The following is a 19,340-nucleotide window of genomic DNA, read 5'->3' as shown; positions in this document are numbered from 1 at the left end:
TCTAAAATATTAATGTAAAAATCATTTCTTAACTTAAATACATAAATTCTTTTTTAAAATTTAAATAGGATAAATTTATTAATATCTTTGATTAATTTACAAAAAAATCATTGAAACTTATATTATTTCTAAAAATTAATAGCTCTTTAAATTGATATTTATTTGTATTTGATAACTCATTTCATTTACAAGATAAATTATATTATATTTTATTAATATGTCAAGTTTTTCTTCATATACTATAAAAATGAAATATGTTAATTAGTTTAATTTATTAAAAGAAAATGGCAAAGATTTAAATGAATTCCTAACTATTACTTTTATATTTAATAAATAATTATTAACATAATAAAAAATTATAAAAACCCATAAAAAACAGCCATTTTCTCCCTAAAAACATGAAAATTTCAATGATTAACTTTTTATTTATAATTACTTTTTAAATTGTTATTTTTCATAAATTCATTATTCATCTCTTGCATAAAAGATATATATTGGCTAAAAAACTCATCTGAATAGTTTGTACAATTACAAGATTGTACAGGATTAGGTGGCATAGTATTCATTGGTATTCCTGATATATTACCTGTATTAAGGGGAGTATCTTCATTTACTATTTCTTCTTTTTTTTCATCTGCATAAGGATAAAAAATACTACCTGACATTGTTACTGTTAAGTTTATTGGACTTTCAAAAATCTTACTATATAATGTCTTCCATTGACCAACTCCAACAGCATTAATCTCCAAATAAACTTTTATAGTTTTAGCATTATTAGGTAAATTTATACATCTAGTCATTCCAATATAAAAAATTCCACTATCTAATCTATAACGTACTCCATTAAGGTAGTATACAATAATAAATCTCGCTGCATAGAACCCATTATTTACGAATTTAATCTTTCCTACGGATGGTTCTGTTTCTTTTATAATATTATAAGTAGGATACCATGTTGTCCCATATAACTCTAAATCAACTATTGCTGGACTATTATTCAAAATATTACTATAAACAGGAACCCATTCTGCTCCTGCATTAGCAATACTTACTTCCACATAAATATTTTTTGCATTAACTGGTATATCTATTTTTCTTATATCACCAATTGCCATATTATCTGTAGAAAAACTTTCTACCCCCCGTGGTAATGTATATGCTACTTTAAATTTAGCAATAAAGCCCCCCATATTTTTCACCTGTACATATCCATTCTCCATTGAAGTAGTAAAATAACTTACATTTTTATTTGTATGCTGTATCATATAATCTCACCCATTATAAAAAAGTCAAGATTACTTAATCCTGCTATTTTACTATATGATTATTAAGTAAATAAAGTGATTTAAATTTATATTTTAAAATCACCTTATTAAAATTTTTACTATTCTTATCATATATTCTTTATTTTTAATAGTATTTATTTATAAATTCCTTATGCTTTATTTGCATAAACGAAATATATTGATTAAAAAATTCCTCTGAATAATTTTTGCAATCACAATGTTGTGATGGATTTGTAGGCATAGTATTCATTGGTGTTCCTGCTACTGGTAGTTCAACTGTATTAGATTTATTTTCTAATTCTTCTTTTTTTACATCTATTCCTGGATACCAATAGGTTCCTGATAAAGTTATAGTTAGATTAAGTGCATTATCAAATTTTTCCTCATAAGCTTTCCACCAATATCCCCATCCTATTGCATCGATTTCAACATATACACTTATATCTTTTGCATTTTCTGGCAATATAACATTTCTAACCATTCCAAGATAAAAATTTGGAATCTTTAAATCATATAATCTTCCTTCAGAATAATAATTTACTTTAAAATTTGTAATAAAAGCTCCATTATTAACAACTCTAATAAGGGCAACTGTTGGCACTGTATCAGTTATAACAGAATAACTAGGACTCCACATTGTACCAGATAACTCTAAATCAATTATTGCGTTACTATTATTAAAATTTTTATTATAAATTGGCACCCAATTTCCACTCATATTAGAAACACTTACTACTACATAAATTGAAGTTGCTCCTTGAGGAATATCTTTTCTTCTAACCCCACCTATTAAAATAGTATCTGTTTCAAAACTTTCTCTTTTTCCATTTAATGTATAAACCAACTTAAATGCAGCAACAAAGCCACCCATATTACTTATTTGTACAAACCCTATATTTTCTACCGAACTATTATTTTGTATCATATAACCTCACCTATTTTAATAAAAGTCAAGATTATTCTTGCTACTTTACTATATGATTATTAAGTGATTATGGTGAGTTAAAATTACTTTTTAACATTTATCTTATTTAATAATTTATAAAAAATCTGCTTATAAAACTTCATTTGACATTTTAATAAAAGTTATCCATAGCTTTTTTCCTAAATAATAAAAGTTATCCATAGCTTTTTTCCTAAATAAAAAAAGCTATGAATATAGATTATAATAATCTATATTCACAACTTTAATTTATTTAAATATTAAGACATTATTTCACAAATATCATTAGTAAATTGTACTGGATCATCTACTGGTAATCCTTCTATTAATAATGCTTGATTATATAATATATTTGTAAATAATTTTAACTTATCCTTATCATTATTAAAGGCTTCTTTTAACACATTAAATACTGGAGTATGTGTGTTTATTTCTAAGACCTTCTCTGCTTTTACATTTTGATTATTAGGCATTGAACTTAATACTTTTTCCATTTCAATTGAAACTTCACCTTCATTTGATAAACATACAGGATATTTTTTAAGTCTCTTTGAAGCTATAACAGCTTTAACTTTGCCCTCTAAAATTTCTTTCATTGCTTCAAATAAATCTTTAGATACTTCTTCATCTACTTTATTTTCCTCTTCATTATTTTCAGCTTCTATACCTAAATCTCCACTTGATACAGATTTAAATTCTTTTTCTTTATAATTTTTCATAGTTTTTATAGAGAATTCATCTATATCTTCTGTGAAGTATAATATTTCATATCCTTTATCTAATACAAGTTCTGTTTGTGGCATTTTTTCAATTCTTTCATTTGAATCACCAACAGCATAATAGATATATTTTTGTTCTTCTGGCATTCTAGATATATACTCATCTAAAGTAATCATCTTCTTCTCTTTTGAAGAATAGAACATTAATAAGTCTTGTAAGAAATCCTTATTAACTCCAAAATCATTGTATACTCCAAATTTTAATTGACGACCGAAAGCTTCATAAAATTTTTCATATTGCTCTCTATCATTTTTTAGCATACTTTCTAATTCATTTTTTATTTTATTCTTTATGTTTTTAGCTATATGTCTTAATTGTCTATCATGTTGTAATATTTCTCTTGAAATATTAAGTGATAAATCTGGTGAATCCACTACCCCTTTAACAAAACCAAAAAAGTCAGGTAATAACTCTTTACATCTATTCATTATTAAAACACCATTTGAATATAACTCTAATCCTTTTTCATATTCCTTAGTGTAATAATCATATGGTATTCTTTCAGGAATAAATAAAATTGCATTATAACTTACAAGTCCATCAACACTAATATGAATATGTTTTAATGGTTTATCAAATCCAAAGTGTTTTTCATTGTAAAAATTATTATAATCATCATCTGTAAGCTCTTTTTTGTTTTTTCTCCATATAGGAACCATACTATTTACAGTATCTTCTTCTACATAATCCTCATACTCATTTTCAGTTCCTTCTTTAATTTTTTGTTTAGTTAAATCCATTTTAATTGGATATCTAATAAAATCAGAATATTTTTTGATTATTGATTTTATTCTATACTCTTCTAAGAATTGATCATAATCTTCTTCTTCATTATTTTCTTTTAATTTTATTATAACATCTGTTCCTACAGAATCCTTTTCACATGGTTCAATTGTATATCCATCTATACCTTTAGACTCCCATTTGTAAGCTTCATCTGTTCCAAAAGCTTTACTAATAACAGTAACATCATCTGCTACTAAAAATGCTGAATAAAATCCAACACCAAATTGACCTATTATATCATATCCATCTTTAATTTCATTTTCTTGTTTAAATTGTAAAGATCCACTTTTAGCTATAGTACCAAGATTATCTTCAAGTTCTGCCTTAGTCATCCCAATACCAGTATCTGAAATTGTTAAAGTTCTATTATCTTTATCAATTTTTACTTTTAAATAATAGTCCTCTTTATTAAAACTTATAGAATCGTCTACCAATGCTTTATAGTAAATCTTGTCAATAGCATCACTAGCATTTGAAATAAGCTCTCTTAAAAATATTTCTCTGTTTGTATAAATTGAGTTAATTACAAGGTCTAATAATCTTTTAGACTCCGCTTTAAATTGTTTTGTTTCCACAAGAATCTCTCCTTTCTCAATAAAAACCAATATTATAATGATTTCTAGCACTCTCTATCTATGAGTGCTAATAACACTACTTTTTATATACCATATTTTGAATTTTGTGTCAATATAGTTTATGAACTACTTTAAAAATATATGAAAGGTATTATGAAAAAATTACACCTTAATTTTTTAATATATTATGAATATTTCCTATCTTAAGTACTTACATACACAATACAGCAATTTATAGATTACTCTATAAAAAATTTATTTTAAGCTAAAATTTTTTTATCCTTACTAATCTTCATTATAGAAAAACTTTTTATCTATTTTTTCTATAAATGGACTTACCCTTGTAGTATATTCTTCTCCTTTAAAATTTTTATTTTTATTTGGATAAGTTAAAATAAGTCTTTTTTTAGCTCTTGTAATTGCAACATAAAAAAGTTTACCCTCTTCATCTAAATCACCATTATAAAATGGAAAAGTTCCATCTATAACACCTGAAACTATTACTGTATCATACTCAAGCCCTTTAGCTTGATGTACCGTTATTATTGGTATTCTTGGTTTTTCTTTGGTACTTGATAATATTTCTTCAATTTCTCCACCAGATAATGCTGTAAGCTCAACTACTGAAATTAAAGCATCCCTTGAACTTTTTTTATTATCATCTAAAACTGAAAGTATTTTATGAAAGTTCATAACTCTTATAAATTTTTCTTCTTTTTCTTCTATTGAATAATTACTCATAATATCAAAATGTTTTTGTATAGCTAAAATCATTTCAAATGGTCTTAATTCATAAGATTTTTCTAAAAGAATTCTATATTTTTCTCTAAATTCTTCAAAATTTTCATAAAGGTCAGCTATAAGACTCATCCTTTCAAAACTTGTAGGTCTTATTTTTTCTTCAATAGCCATAACTAACAATTCCTTTGTAGCTTTTATATCATCTAAAGCATTATGACTTGGTTTATGCTTAATATTAAACTTTTCACTTAAGTATTCTAATTTATGATTTTTTTCCATTGGATAAAATCTTCTATATATATCTAAAGTATCATAAAAACCTTTAAAAAGTGGTTCTCCTAGGTTGCATCTATTAAATTCACTTGTAAGAATATTTATATCATATTGAACATTATGTCCTATTACTATCTTATCTTTAGTATATTCTCTAAATTCTTTTAAAACTACTTCTTTAGGAAATCCATACTTTTTTAAATACTCATCAGTAAATCCATGCACTTTTACTGATGCTCCAACTGTTTTATTAGGTTTTATAAATCTTTCATAAATATCTATAATATGTCCCTTATTATCAATTTTAACTGCCGCTATTTGAATTATTTCATCATTTGTAACATCAATTCCCGTACTTTCAACATCAAAAATAACTATCTTCCCATCATCTGATTGTTTATCATAAGCATTTAAAAGATTAGTATAAAACTCTCCACTAGCAGTATAATCACTTATAAAATCTGAAAGTTTTATCCTTGCCCTTCTAAATTCAGATGTTTCTATTTTTTCAAGGATACTATTACCTACTCCTGTACTTAATCTTTTTATAACTCGCTGAAGACTTGTACTATCATATGGATTTATAAGTATTTTAAATACAGCTATAATATCCTTTATTTCAGCTCTTCTAAAGAATTTATATTCATCAACTAATATAAATTCAAAATTTTCATTCATACTAATCCTATTTAAAACTCTACTTATATTTTTATTATAGTTATTTAATCTTGTAAGAACACAAGCCTTACTTAAATCTTCCCCCTTTAAAGCTAATCTCTTAAAGCTATTTAATATTCCAATAGCTTCTGACTCTTGATTATCATAGCCTATTATAGATATTTTTTCTCCCATTTCACTACTATAAGAAGTTATACCCTCTTTATATATTTCAGAAACTTTATTTTCAAATGTATTCTTTAAAAAATTCATACTTGCATCCGTTAAAATTTGTGTTGATCTATAATTTTTATCAAAAGCTATTTCAATTGGACTACATTCCTTCTTAAAAGCTTCAAATATTTTTTCTGGTTCTGATCCTCTCCATTTATAAATAGTTTGAAATATATCACCACATAATAATATATTTTTATCTCTATCATCTTTAAATAATTTTTCTATAATTTCATACTCAATAGTACTAGTATCTTGTACTTCATCTACATTTATAAACTTAAATTTAGCTTTATAATAATTAACAATGTCATTTTCTTCAAAAAGTAACTTAGTAAATGTAACCAAATCATTAAAATCTAAAGCTTTTTCATTTCTAAGTTGCTTATTATAAAAATAAATATAAATTGCTCCATTTTGTATCATAAAATTCATCAATTTCATATTTACATGACCATTTGATTTAAAACAATCTAAAACTAATTTTTTGAAAGAGGGTTGTAATAATTTTTTAATCACAATATTATAATCATACTTTTCATCATCACTTAAAAAATTTAATTTAAGTCTATAATATTTTACAAGATCAATAAATTTATGCATCATAGAAGTATTTATAAAGTTTTTATCATAGCCCTTAGTTTGAATAGAAGAAATTTTTTTCACCGCTTCTCTTGCATCTTCTTCATCAAATACAATAGACTCCCTTGAAATATCAGTTTTATTTTTAGCATTGTTTTTCACAATTTCAAAACAAAAACTATGAAAAGTTTTAATATTACATTTTGTATTTCCACCTAATCTTTTCTTTATTCTGTCCTTCATTTCTTTTGCAGCTTTATTGGTAAAAGTTATACAAAGTATTTCATCCTCTTTAGCAAACCCTTTATTTATTGTATTAAAAACTCTTTCTGATAAAACCCTAGTTTTGCCCGTGCCAGCTGGAGCTACTAAAAAAATATTTTTATTTAAAGTATTTACTACAATACTTTGTTTTTCATTAAGATTAATAATTTTAAATTCCTCCCTTCAACCTAAACAATAAATATACTTTATTTTTTTCTTCTAATATTATGTTTTTGAGGTTTTAATGTAATATCTGTAATAACTATTCCTTCTCTTTGTGTTATGATCATTTCAATGGATTTTGCAACTTCATGTGGCATAATATAACTGTCTATGTTTTCTCCCTCTATGAAATCAGCATTTCTATAAAAATTTGATTTAGTCATATCAGGATGTATACTTATAACCTTAACTCCATACTTTCTAGCTTCATCAAATAAGCTGTTAGAAAAATGGGTAAGTGCTGACTTTGTTGCTCCATAAACACATCCATGGGTACTTGATATTTTAGCTGTAATAGATGACATATTTATAATAAATCCTTTATTTTTCTTTAAATCCCTAAGAAGTAATTGAGTTAAAACCATAGGAACTTCTATATTAGTAATTACCATCTCATGAATTTTTTTAGTATTTAACTCTTCATGCACTCCAAAATACCCAACTCCTGCATTATTTACAAGAATATACATATCTTCATTTTTTCTTATTTCTTTTATTTTTTTACTTAAATAATCTATATCCATTAAATCACATGTAACTTCAGTAAAATTATTATCCTTAAAATCTATCATAGAAAAATTTCTTCCAAATCCATACACCTTATATCCTAAATTTATCAAAACTTTACTTATTTCTAATCCAATTCCAGAAGATGCTCCTGTTACAATTGCTGTCTTTATCATATTTTTCTCCTTATTACTTTAAATATTATTTATATATTTTTTCCTCAGGTATATATTTTTTTATTTCATTACACATATATTCTTTCATATCTTTTTCTATATGAGTACTATAACTACTTACTCCATTTGTTGTTTCAAAGGGGAAATTTAATATAATTGAATATGGTCTTTGCTTTCTCATTTTCTTTAAATAATCTTTTGAAACTCTAAAAACACCTATACTAACATCTAATATTTTCTCTTTCTCTATTTCATTAAAGGTAGCTTCCACTAGAGACTTATAATGGTTCTTCCAATTACTTATGTAAAGCATAGGATCAAAACATAATCTAACCTGCCATCCTTTGTCTATAGCTTCTTTTATGCTTAAAAGTCTATATTTTAAAGCAGGAGTTTTTCTTTCATATTCATTAATTACTATTTCAGGTGATAATGTCCAAGCTAAAATCATATTACTTGATACCTGTACATTCTCTATAGATTTAAAGTTAGCACTTTTAGTTCTTAACTCAATTTTCAACTTTTCTTTATGCTTATTAGCAAATTCAATCCACTTTGCTCCATAACCAATTACCTTCTCAAATGCTAAAATATCCGTGTCATAAGAAATACAAAGATATATTGATTTCTTACTTAGAAGTTCTTCAATCTCTTTAAAAATATCTTCTATATTCACAAAAATAACCACATTGGAAGAAGTATACATACCTTGAAGATAACAATACTCACAATCATACACACAATTCATCATAGTTGAGGTATAATAAAAATTACTATTATCAAAACTTTCACATACTTCAGCTCCTTTATATAATAGATTGTCCTTTTTTATTGCAAGAATTAGCTTAATACTTTTCTTTTGTAAGCTATAAACTTGATTACCTCTAGAAAACATATCTTTATAATGATTAATTTTAATAATCTCTGCTCTATTAAAATATTCTAAAATCTTTACAGCATTAGGATGATTTAATGCTTCCTTTTCAATATATATGTGTGAAAAGGAAGATTTAAATAAGTTCTTGTTTAAGCACTTCAAAATACTTCTTCCCTTCATTTTTACTTACACATTCCACCTTTAAATAAGTATTTAAGTGATGTGTAAAATCTTCATATCTAAGTTTATAATACACACATAATTGCTTTAAAACATTTTCCATAGTAGCAGATAATTTTAAATTCATTGAAACCTTACTAATTATTTCTTTATCTTTTTTAGTTAAAATATCTTTTTCAAAAGAAAACACAGCCTTTACTTCATTAATCCAATTAAAAATTTCTTCTAATTTATATTCAATTAATAAAGAAATTTTTTCTTTATTTAATATATGCGTATCTTTTAAATTATCTGAAACCACTTTTATAAAATAAATTTGATGAGTTTTAAAAAACAATAAACTAGCTTCATAAACTCCCACTGCTTCCATATCAACTAAATCTTCTTCAGTTTTTAAAATATTTTTATTTACTACAAAAGAAAATGTTTCTATGCTATATTCCTTAAAAGGATGCTTTATAAGTATATCAGGATAAAAAGTTTTTTTAGTTTCATTTTCCACAAGCTTATTACACATACATACAGTTCCTTTAGAAATTTTTTCATTTGCAGCTCCACATACGCCTAAGTTTATAAATATATCTTCTTTTTTAACATCCATATTAGAAAACAAGTAAGTAGTACCTATAGCGGCTTTTATCTTCCCCGTTCCTATAATTATTAATTTTATTTCATCATTTTTAAAAACTTCAAACTTCTTATGTGTCATATCCTTCTTTAATTTTAGTTTTTTTATAAAAGGATATGCTTCACAATACATAGCTACACTAATAAATATCATAAAACTTCACCATAACCTCTTAACTTTTATAATATACACTTTATATACATAAAATTTGAATAAACGCTTTTCTGTAAATATTTGTATATACTCTATTATATACCATGTTATATAATCTTGTAATATTTCTGTCAAACTTTACCTTTTTAATATTTTTTACTAGCAAAATAAAAGCCTAATATAACTATACTTATACCTAAAGGAAAAAATATTTCTGTTAAAGGTAAACCTATAATTGAAAAAGAAACTGCAACTATAATTTTAGCTAATGTTCCTAATTCTTTCTTCTTTCTCTTCATAAAAAAATTACTCCTAACATTAATACTTATTTATATTTTATATTTATTAATGGTTTATATTTTGTTATGAGTAAAAAATAAAAAAAATTAGATTAATCTAATAAGACAATCTAATTTTCACTTGCAATTACATATATTTTTATGACCTTATTTAATTTTTGTACCACAATATGGGCAATATTCAAAATTGCTCTCTAAAACTTTTCCACAATTAGGACATGTAATTTTTTGAGAATAATTTATATTATTATATTCACTGTCTATGGCTTTTAAATCCCAATATGTAAGTTCTAAATTTTCTCCTTTTTCAATGTCTTTTCCTTTTTCTTTAGGAATTTCATATATAGTGTTGCATCTTTCACATACAACATAATACTTTTCATTCCATTTAAAAACTGGTATAAAAAAAAATTCAAAACATTGAAATGTTTTTATAAGTTTTCCTCTTGTATCACACTTACAATTTTTACATTGTATATTGTTTAAAACCTTTATTTCTTTTTCCTTAGTTGATAATCCAAATATACCTATAAAAAACATGATCTCCACCTTTTAAAAGAATTTTTTATTTTATGCACCTAAAAAATGTACAAATAAAATAATTATAGTTATAAATAAAGGGATCGTATTTATAAATGCCGAACCTACAGCAATTATGGGTATTACAGGAAATTTTATTTCTTCTTTTATTTTTCTATATACAAAAAAAGTATATGCATTTATAACCATAATTATTGCAGAACACCAATTAAATAAAGTCATAAAACTACTAGAAGTATCTGTTGCAGCATAATATGTAAGGTTCTTAAAAAGTACCACCATTAATATTATACTAATAATAGATAAAAGCAAATCCATTACTACCATCATCATTATGGTTTCAGATTTTTTACCTTGCATTTTAATCACCTCTTTTTTTTATTATACTCTCCATAAAAAAAATAGCCAATAAATTAATAAAACATATTTATTAATTTAAAAGCTATTTAAATAGGTATATTTTTATAATTTATATTTAAAAATATATATATTAACTACCATATTAAATTTTTCTTATTAATTTTTAATATATTATGCATTATACGATTATTTATCAAATAATCCTCCACCATTACCAGTTCTAACTCCTTTTGAAGTTTTTCCTATACTTTTTTCTGCTTTACTACTATTTTTAGTAATAGTTCCTTTTCTCTTCTTTTCTTCAATAAGCTTTTTCATCATTTCTATATTTTTTTTCATACTAATTATTCCTACCTTTTTAAATAACTTGTTTTTTCATTAATTTTTCTACTTCTAATTTAGTCAATTCTCTATACTTGCCCTTTTCTAAAGAATTATCCAATTGTAAATTACCAATAGAAACTCTTTTTAAATATATAACATAACATCCTACTGCTTTTAACATACGCTTTACTTGATGTTTTCTTCCTTCTGATATAGTAAGATACCCTGCTACAATAGGTTGATTATAATAATTAGAAGTTATATTACTTAAAATATCTATAGGTATTTCTTCTTTAAGCTCTCCATAAACTCCTTGTTTATCAACCTCTATTTTAGCTGGCTTAGTTAATATTTCACCTTTATTTATGTAAACTCCTTGCTCTAGCTTTCTTTTATTTTCTTCACTTAAATTTCCTAAAGCCCCAAAAAAATAAGTCTTTTCCACATGTTTATTAGGACACATTAAATGATGTTCAAACTCTCCATCATTCGTAAGAAGTAATAAACCTTCCGTATCCTTATCCAATCTCCCCACATGAAATACTCCATTCATCTCATCTTTATGAAAAAGATCAAATATAGTTTTATTAATTAAATCTTTTTTTGCAGTAATATAGCCAGCTGGTTTATGAAACATGTAATATACTTTTCCTTTATGAATAATCTGTTTATCAAGATATTCAACAACATCACACTTTTCATTAATTTCCCAAGCTGGCTCTAATAATATTTCTCCATTAACTTTTACTAATCCACTTTTAATATATTCTCTAACAACTTTCCTATTTCCAACAGAAGATTCCGCTAAAAATTTATCTAATCTCATAGTTTATCCCCATCTCTTCTTTTGTTTTTAACTAATTCACTCATATATTATCATAAAAATTAAAACTCATCAAAACTTATTATTATAAATAATTATATGACTTTTTAATTTTATAGCTATAATTTAATTAGGAATTAATTTAAGTATAGTAAATAAACTATTTAATTAATAATTAAAAAATTTTTAATTACTGAGAAAATATAAAAATAGATTTTTATTATTTTCCATAAGAATTTGTACTTAATTTTCCTGACCCATTGCTTTGATTACCATATCTATCTGGTATTATCTTCTTTCCTTTTTGCTTTCCTTTTGAATTTTTTTGCTCAATTAATTTTTTCATCATTTCTATATTTTTATTCATACGCTTCACTCTCTTATCTTTTTTTTATCTATTTTAAAACCAAAATTCCACTCTAGTTTTAAAATCAACATATGGTTTTAACAAAAATTTATACACTATACCTTTGTAACAATACTAGTTATTACTTTATTTGAGCACACTGCTCCCCTGTACTAATAAATCTTGACTCACACTTATTAAAATATCACCAATTATCTTACCATAAAAATAATAATCCTTCAAAGAATCTTTAAAAAATAATTTTTATTCTTACAAATTAAATAATTTTGTAGATATAAGTATTAAAATTAAATATAAAAATATTATTTATAACATTAATTCATTATTTATCATATTTTACAATAAGGCATTAATTTTCAAGTGAATTTTTGTCTTAAAAATAAATTAAAGTAGGTGAATTTAATGATAGATTACAAAAGAGAACAATGTAGGATTATCATTCAAAACGATTACCACCTTTTTCTTAAGAAACAAAATGTTGTTGGTCTTGCATTTGGATACAAAATAAATGAAAATTTAAATACTAAAGAACCTTGTCTTAAGGTTTTAGTAAAAGAAAAAGTACCTTCTTCAAATTTAAAACCTGAAGATTTAATTCCTGAAATTTATAGAGGATTTAAAACAGATATAATTGAAACTGGTGATTTATCTTATTCTTCTCTAAGATCAAAAAATTTGCCATTACAATTTGGATATAGTATAGGACCTGCTAATGTTGAGCTCGTTGGAAGTGCAGGTTGTTTGGTTAAGGACTGTTGTAAAAACTATTATATTTTAAGTAACTCTCATCTTTTTTCATTTTTTGACACTCTCCCTATAGGTACACCTATATTGCATCCTGGTGTTAAAGATGGAGGTATATATCCTAAGGATTTAATAGCCATTCTCTCTAAAACTGTTCCTATAATCTCTTCAATAGGTGACCCCTTTATTATTAATTATGTAGATTGTGCCTTGGCTAAAATAATAAATCCTCGTTTAATAACAAAAAAACTTGCTTTAATAGGAAACATTAAAGGTTTATGCCCAGCTACCCTTGAATTAAATGTAAAAAAAGTTGGCAGAACTACTAGCTTAACTACAGGAATGGTTATAGCTTTAGATGCTGTTATAGCTTTAGAAGATTTTAATGATAATAAACAAATATTTGTTGATCAAATAATAACAACTCATATGAGCGATAAAGGAGATTCTGGAAGTTTAGTATTAGATAAAAATAATAATGCTATTGGCTTAATTTTTGCTAATAGTTCATCTATTTCTATTCTTAATCCTATAAAATTAGTTTTAGATGCTCTTAAAGTAAGTATTGTTACATCTTAACTATCAGTTCTAAACTAAAGCTTAGAAACTTCTTCATTAATATAATACCACCTAAGTATATATGCTTTGTATATATGCTTTTTTTAAAGTATTAATATTATTTAAATATAAAAATAGGCAGGTGAAAATTATGGATAATCTTAAAAGAGAACACTGTAAATTTATTACCCAAAATCATTATCCAATTTTTCTACAAAAGAAAAATGTTGTTGGAATTGCTTTTGGTAATAAAATAAAAAATGGACTTAATACTAATGAACCTTGTCTTAAAGTTTTTGTAAATACTAAAAAAAATGAATCTAATTTAAATGATACTGATTTAATTCCTAAAATATATGAAGGAATAAAAACAGATGTATTTGAATGTGGAAAGCTCTCCTTTTCAACTTCTACTTTACCATTAATTGAAAAAAAACGTCCTTTTCAATTTGGATATAGTATAGGTAATAGCAGATGTAAAGTTGCAGGTACTGCTGCTTGTTTAGTTAAAGATCGTTGTGGAAATTACTATATTTTAAGTAATAATCATGTTTTAAGCTATTACGATACCCTTACTATAGGAACCCCTATATTACAACCTGCTTTCAGAGATGGAGGAAAATATCCTAATGATGTAATAGCTATTCTTTCTAAAAAAATACCACTTCTTAATTCTTCAGAATTCTCAAGCAACTATATTAATTATGTTGATTGTGCTATTGCTAAAGTAACAAATATTTTTGAAGTAACAAAAAAAATAGCTTTAATTGGTTCTGTTAAAGGAATAAAAGATGCTACTATTAATTTAAGTGTAAAAAAAGTGGGTAGGACAACAGGCTTAACTACTGGTAAAATAACTGCATTAGATGCTCTTGTAAAATTAAACACACATCCTAGTGGTGATTATTTATTATTTCATAATCAAATAATAACAACTTCTATGAATGAAGATGGAGATTCAGGTAGTTTAGTATTAGATAAAAGTAATAATGCTGTTGGCTTACTTTTTGGTAAGGGTAATAATATTACTATGATTAACCCTATAAAATCTGTTTTAACCGCTCTCAATGTATCCCTTGTTACTAGCTAATTTAAATAAATTTTATAAAATTATTTAAATTAAAAACTATATTTAGATAATAATATGATTTAGTTATATTATTTTATCTAAATATAGTTTTTAATATGAAATTATTAAGTCATCTATGAAAAACAAAGATTCTTTAATACATAACAGTTAATTATTTTTTAGTTTTTTCTAAATTTTCATTATATGTATTTTTATAATTTTTAATTTACTATTCCAAAAATAATTATAGATATTATAGACATACCTAATCCTACAACTAATTCATAAGGTATTAACCTTAATCTTTCTTTCATATCCATATTTACACTATTTCCTGTAATATGAAAACAACTTCCTTGTGGAAAATTATCAAGTGCTATAGCACCTGCTTGAATCATTACTGCAACCGCTACAGGTGAAACTCCTTGTTTTACAATGGTTTCTCCAAATATTGAAGATGCTATTGCAGCAGTTGATGTTGTAGAACCAGTTATTGCTGATAATAAAAGTGATGAAATAGGTGCTAATGAAAAACTTGGTAAATTTAATTTATTTACTCCATTAATTATAAAATATTTTAATGTGGAATTTTCTATTATTCCTGATAAAGCTCCTGTTCCTACTAATAATATAGCTATATTACTCATTTCTTTTATTCCAAATGTAGTATACTCATTTATGTTTCTCCATTTTCCCATGGCTATAGCTCCACATATTCCTCCTATAGGCAATACTATTAAAGGGTCTAATTGTAGATTAATTAAAGGTTTAAGCATTAACAATACTATAGTAACTAATGGCCCAAATATTGCTGGAAAAAATTTAGGTACTTCTTTTACTTCTTGTATATTATCATTATCAGATATAAATGAACCTTTTCTTTTTAATTTTTCAGATAATATGCATGTTAATATTAATCCTAAAATCGCTGGAAAAATACCTGCTATCATAACACTTGTTAAATCTACTCCTAAATTTTCTGCAACTGATATACTATTAGGATTAGGGGAGATTATATTTCCTGCCTTTGATCCACCTACCATAGCTAATAAAATAGACATTCTACTTACTCTTGTTTTTTTAGCTATAACCAATGCAATAGGTGCAATAGTTATTACTGCTACATCAGAAAATACTCCTATTGCTGTTAAAATCATAGTAGCTGTTGTTAAAGCAATAAGCACTTTTGACTCTCCTATTTTATCTATTATAACTTCTGAAATTTTAATTGCTGCTCCTGATTTTATAAGAACTCCAGCTAAAACTCCAGCAGTTAATACTCTCAAAATAGCTGGAATCATATGTTCTGAACCTTTTATCATAAATTTTATAGTATTACTAAATCCAATTCCACTTAATATTCCACCTATTAAAGAACCTGTAATAAGTGCATATACTGGATTTACTCTCTTAATAATTAAAAAAATTGCTATTATTAATGCTATGACTGCTCCTAATACTGATACTTCCATATAATTATCTCCTTTTATAATTAAGATAATAATATTTTTATCATTCATTAAATATCTTAAATTTATTATCTTAATATTTAATCTTTCCATTAGTAGCAAAACGCTTTTTAACAATTTAAATTATATATATACTTATATTAAGTTTAACATATTATAAAATTTATCCCAAATCATATTAATATCTATATTTCCATCAGTACTAACGCTATCATTTAAATAAACCACAGTAGCATTCCCCCCTCTTCCATTTACTACACAATATACTGTTAAACTTATTGATTCATCTATTTTTAACATATATTTTTCTCCTTTACTTCACCATTTATTTTTACCAAAGAAAAAAAGCAAGCTAACAAGGCTTGCTTTTAATTATATATATTTATATTTTTTTCGTTTTAACCAGCGTGCTTTTAAATTTTTAAAACAAAACTTTTTAATATAATAGTAAAAGAGTAGAAATTAATTCTACCCTTTAAAAATTTCAATTCTTATATTATCTATGTATATTATTATACTAATACAATCTGATTTTTTTATTCAGCATTTTGTGGATTAACATTTGTTCCTACTGATCCACTTCCAATATTTACTCCTACGCAACAACAACAAGTACAACAACAACAAGCCCCTGGTATTACTTTTATTTCTTTATTAACTATTGTAGTAGCTAAGATATTATTATTAAATTTCAACATATACATCTCTCCCATCTACTATTTTTATTAGTTATTTATATAAGTGCTTGTACACATTTCTAATTTATTTAACTTACAATTATATTTTAATTTTTTTAGTTATTTTATTCAATATGATGTTATTTCTATTTTTTCCAAATATAAATTTACTATAAAAAATAATTAATAAAACAATCCATATACTTTTTAATATATCTTTCATTTTTAATTCTCTCTTTTACAATATTAAAAATTAAACTTTTATGTAAATTATACTACAAAAATCAATAATAAATTATTCTTTATCTGTACCATCATAATTAGTAAGCATTGACCCAAATTCCATTTCATACATTAACCAATCTATAAGTTTATTCCAAGTTTCAGCTACTTCCCCTGTTTCAGTGTCCAATTTTACTATTTTACATTCAGGATTAATGCTATTTTTTAAATCAATACATATTATATCTCCTTCACATGTATCATCTATTATTATGTATTCTTTAGGTAAATTAGGCCATCTTCTTTCTTCATCAAATGTTTCATCTAAATAAGAACCACCTTTTTCTTTTAAACCTTTTTCTTTTATATATATTTCAGTAAGAGTAATTCCAACAGGTACTGCAAATAATTCTCCACCATTATATTTATTTAAAAATAACTTATATGTTTCAGGTAACTTTATTTTTAATTTATTTTCGCACTTTTCAATTAAATTAATATTAACACCTTTATTTAATTTATTAACTCCATCAGCATATTTATTAAGTTCATCTATAAATGGTTTAAAATAATTTTTAAATTCTTTAGTAATCATATACCTTTCTCTCCAAACCATTAATTTATTTTAGTCATTCAATATATTTTTTCCACTGTATTTTATTATTATTTTTACAGCTTAATAAATATAGTAAAGTAAATTTATTTATAATAGTTATTTTTTTCTTTATTATTTTTCACTTTTCCTTTCTAATCCATATATAATATTTTACTTACTCCATAATCTATGAAATTAAAAAAATACAAAAAATAAAATCCTAATTAATCACTAGAGCTTTACTTTTGTATTTTTATATTTAAATCATTTATTTTCTGAATTTATAAATATTCTTATAGGAATTTAATATCTAATATAATAGCTAAAAAAATAACTATTAATATAATAACATATATTATATATCTCAACTTTGTGTCATTTTTCTACCAATATAATATCAAATTTTTATCACTTTTCTATCAATTGTCTTTAATCAATACTGTATGGATATATTTTTCTTAGTCCTTTAGATATAGATTCTAATTTCTTTATAAATTCTTTACATAACAAAGGTATTTCATACCCATTTAATTCTTCAAATTGTCTATTCAAGTCAGCAAGCTGAAGCCATTGTTCAAAACTTATATATAATAAGAATCATCTGGAATAACACTTAAATAAAAATCATCCAAATTTAAATGTAAGGCTACCTCTTTTCTATTTTGAATATTATACTTACTCATAATAGTTTTAATATTATTTAATTTTAATTTACTCATTTAATACCTCTATATTGTTTTTCATACTTTCGAATTAGTAAAAATTGTATTATAAATTCCATCTATATCAGTTGATATGCATATTTATTCATTACTTATACCACCACTTTATAACTTTCAATAATAAAATATTTGAATAAATTTTTTGCTTAAAAGAGATTCTATAATGAACCTAAAATCATCTATTAGTAATTTTCTATTCTAAGTTGATGATTAGACATATCCATTTAAATATTTACCTAAGGTAGGGTCATCCATATTAAGTTCTCTTGTAATTTTACTCTTATTTACTTATTATTACAACACAACCTGCTGCTCCAACATAAGACATAAATAAAGCAACTTCAAGTCCCTTATAAGTTACTTTATAAATAGGAATTTCTATATTCGCAGTACTTGTTGAAACAATTTCAACCCCTTTAAGCTCTTCTATCAATCTATCAAATGTTACTTTTGAAAAACATTATTAAATCAATTTTAGGAAATCCATCAATTGATTTAATAATGTTAAAGGCATTAATTACTGCCAATTTATTTTTATCAAAATTTTCAAAAATCATAAAATATCCCCTATTTTTATTTAGTTAGTGTAAAGTTTCTACACTACTTTTCTTTTTAAAATCTTTATATATCAAGGTTTCGAAAGTTTTTTTGCATAAAAAAACAACGACCCCCTAATTTCATGTTAAAATTGAATCTCAAAACCACAA

Annotated in this window: 22 protein-coding genes; 2 read left to right on the top strand and 20 right to left on the bottom strand. The window is 24.3% G+C overall.

Going from position 1 to position 19,340, the window contains the following annotated elements:
* Positions 1 to 422: 422 nt before the first annotated feature.
* The 13 genes from GBZ86_RS04850 to GBZ86_RS17010 form a co-directional block, all read right to left on the bottom strand.
* The gene (locus GBZ86_RS04850; protein WP_152888288.1) at positions 423 to 1,265 is read right to left on the bottom strand and encodes a hypothetical protein; all 843 of its coding nucleotides are present in this window, start codon (positions 1,263 to 1,265) and stop codon (positions 423 to 425) included.
* A gap of 145 nt (positions 1,266 to 1,410) precedes the next feature.
* Entirely contained in the window at positions 1,411 to 2,211 is an 801-nt protein-coding gene (locus GBZ86_RS04845) for a hypothetical protein (protein ID WP_152888286.1), read from the bottom strand.
* A 278-nt stretch (positions 2,212 to 2,489) separates the two neighbouring features.
* Positions 2,490 to 4,370 (bottom strand): molecular chaperone HtpG, encoded by a 1,881-nt coding sequence (htpG, locus tag GBZ86_RS04840; protein ID WP_327444113.1) that lies wholly within the window; start codon positions 4,368 to 4,370, stop codon positions 2,490 to 2,492.
* A 285-nt stretch (positions 4,371 to 4,655) separates the two neighbouring features.
* Complete coding sequence (locus tag GBZ86_RS18400) at positions 4,656 to 7,286, bottom strand: 3'-5' exonuclease (RefSeq protein WP_327444118.1); 2,631 nt, start codon at positions 7,284 to 7,286, stop codon at positions 4,656 to 4,658.
* A gap of 41 nt (positions 7,287 to 7,327) precedes the next feature.
* Positions 7,328 to 8,023, bottom strand: a complete 696-nt coding sequence (locus tag GBZ86_RS04830) for an SDR family NAD(P)-dependent oxidoreductase (RefSeq protein ID WP_327444116.1) — start codon at positions 8,021 to 8,023, stop codon at positions 7,328 to 7,330.
* A 28-nt stretch (positions 8,024 to 8,051) separates the two neighbouring features.
* Positions 8,052 to 9,065 (bottom strand): SPL family radical SAM protein, encoded by a 1,014-nt coding sequence (locus GBZ86_RS04825; protein WP_152888281.1) that lies wholly within the window; start codon positions 9,063 to 9,065, stop codon positions 8,052 to 8,054.
* Entirely contained in the window at positions 9,037 to 9,864 is an 828-nt protein-coding gene (locus tag GBZ86_RS04820) for a 5'-methylthioadenosine/S-adenosylhomocysteine nucleosidase family protein (protein ID WP_152888279.1), read from the bottom strand. The genes GBZ86_RS04825 and GBZ86_RS04820 overlap by 29 nt, the downstream gene beginning before the upstream one ends.
* Positions 9,865 to 10,010: 146 nt before the next feature.
* Positions 10,011 to 10,163, bottom strand: a complete 153-nt coding sequence (locus GBZ86_RS17020) for a hypothetical protein (RefSeq protein WP_170272162.1) — start codon at positions 10,161 to 10,163, stop codon at positions 10,011 to 10,013.
* Positions 10,164 to 10,310: 147 nt separating this feature from the next.
* A complete protein-coding gene (locus tag GBZ86_RS04815; protein ID WP_152888277.1) occupies positions 10,311 to 10,703 on the bottom strand; it encodes a zinc ribbon domain-containing protein in 393 nt (130 codons plus the stop codon).
* 30 nt (positions 10,704 to 10,733) lie between these two features.
* Complete coding sequence (locus GBZ86_RS04810) at positions 10,734 to 11,063, bottom strand: hypothetical protein (protein ID WP_152888275.1); 330 nt, start codon at positions 11,061 to 11,063, stop codon at positions 10,734 to 10,736.
* Between the two features lie 186 nt (positions 11,064 to 11,249).
* The gene (locus tag GBZ86_RS17015) at positions 11,250 to 11,402 is read right to left on the bottom strand and encodes a hypothetical protein (RefSeq protein ID WP_170272161.1); all 153 of its coding nucleotides are present in this window, start codon (positions 11,400 to 11,402) and stop codon (positions 11,250 to 11,252) included.
* 19 nt (positions 11,403 to 11,421) lie between these two features.
* Positions 11,422 to 12,213, bottom strand: coding sequence for a pseudouridine synthase (locus GBZ86_RS04805; protein ID WP_152888273.1), 792 nt, complete (start codon positions 12,211 to 12,213; stop codon positions 11,422 to 11,424).
* A 217-nt stretch (positions 12,214 to 12,430) separates the two neighbouring features.
* A complete protein-coding gene (locus tag GBZ86_RS17010; RefSeq protein WP_170272156.1) occupies positions 12,431 to 12,577 on the bottom strand; it encodes a hypothetical protein in 147 nt (48 codons plus the stop codon).
* 402 nt (positions 12,578 to 12,979) lie between these two features.
* Here GBZ86_RS17010 and GBZ86_RS04800 point away from each other — a divergent pair, with 402 nt between their 5' ends.
* Together GBZ86_RS04800 and GBZ86_RS04795 are read left to right on the top strand one after the other, a co-directional pair.
* Complete coding sequence (locus tag GBZ86_RS04800) at positions 12,980 to 13,900, top strand: chymotrypsin family serine protease (RefSeq protein WP_152888272.1); 921 nt, start codon at positions 12,980 to 12,982, stop codon at positions 13,898 to 13,900.
* 130 nt (positions 13,901 to 14,030) lie between these two features.
* Positions 14,031 to 14,969, top strand: a complete 939-nt coding sequence (locus GBZ86_RS04795; RefSeq protein WP_152888270.1) for a chymotrypsin family serine protease — start codon at positions 14,031 to 14,033, stop codon at positions 14,967 to 14,969.
* 200 nt (positions 14,970 to 15,169) lie between these two features.
* Here GBZ86_RS04795 and GBZ86_RS04790 read toward each other — a convergent pair whose 3' ends face one another.
* The 7 genes from GBZ86_RS04790 to GBZ86_RS16995 form a co-directional block, all read right to left on the bottom strand.
* Positions 15,170 to 16,420 carry a GntP family permease gene (locus GBZ86_RS04790; RefSeq protein WP_152888268.1) on the bottom strand — a complete coding sequence of 417 codons (1,251 nt, stop codon included), beginning with the start codon at positions 16,418 to 16,420 and terminating at the stop codon, positions 15,170 to 15,172.
* Positions 16,421 to 16,552: 132 nt separating this feature from the next.
* Complete coding sequence (locus GBZ86_RS17005; protein WP_170272160.1) at positions 16,553 to 16,717, bottom strand: hypothetical protein; 165 nt, start codon at positions 16,715 to 16,717, stop codon at positions 16,553 to 16,555.
* Positions 16,718 to 16,953: 236 nt separating this feature from the next.
* Positions 16,954 to 17,115, bottom strand: a complete 162-nt coding sequence (locus tag GBZ86_RS04785; RefSeq protein ID WP_152888266.1) for a streptolysin S family TOMM toxin — start codon at positions 17,113 to 17,115, stop codon at positions 16,954 to 16,956.
* Positions 17,116 to 17,389: 274 nt separating this feature from the next.
* Positions 17,390 to 17,911 carry an SMI1/KNR4 family protein gene (locus GBZ86_RS04780; RefSeq protein ID WP_170272159.1) on the bottom strand — a complete coding sequence of 174 codons (522 nt, stop codon included), beginning with the start codon at positions 17,909 to 17,911 and terminating at the stop codon, positions 17,390 to 17,392.
* 429 nt (positions 17,912 to 18,340) lie between these two features.
* Entirely contained in the window at positions 18,341 to 18,463 is a 123-nt protein-coding gene (locus GBZ86_RS18395; RefSeq protein ID WP_268817429.1) for a hypothetical protein, read from the bottom strand.
* A gap of 29 nt (positions 18,464 to 18,492) precedes the next feature.
* Complete coding sequence (locus GBZ86_RS17000; protein ID WP_170272158.1) at positions 18,493 to 18,630, bottom strand: hypothetical protein; 138 nt, start codon at positions 18,628 to 18,630, stop codon at positions 18,493 to 18,495.
* 283 nt (positions 18,631 to 18,913) lie between these two features.
* A complete protein-coding gene (locus GBZ86_RS16995; protein WP_170272157.1) occupies positions 18,914 to 19,066 on the bottom strand; it encodes a nucleoside phosphorylase-I family protein in 153 nt (50 codons plus the stop codon).
* Between the last annotated feature and the right edge of the window lie 274 nt (positions 19,067 to 19,340).

The sequence above is a fragment of the Clostridium tarantellae genome, assembly GCF_009295725.1.
GTDB classification, from domain to species: Bacteria; Bacillota; Clostridia; order Clostridiales; family Clostridiaceae; genus Sarcina; species Sarcina tarantellae.
The sequence above is the reverse complement of the archived record's forward strand: the minus strand, read 5'-3'. Positions and strand labels throughout refer to the sequence as shown.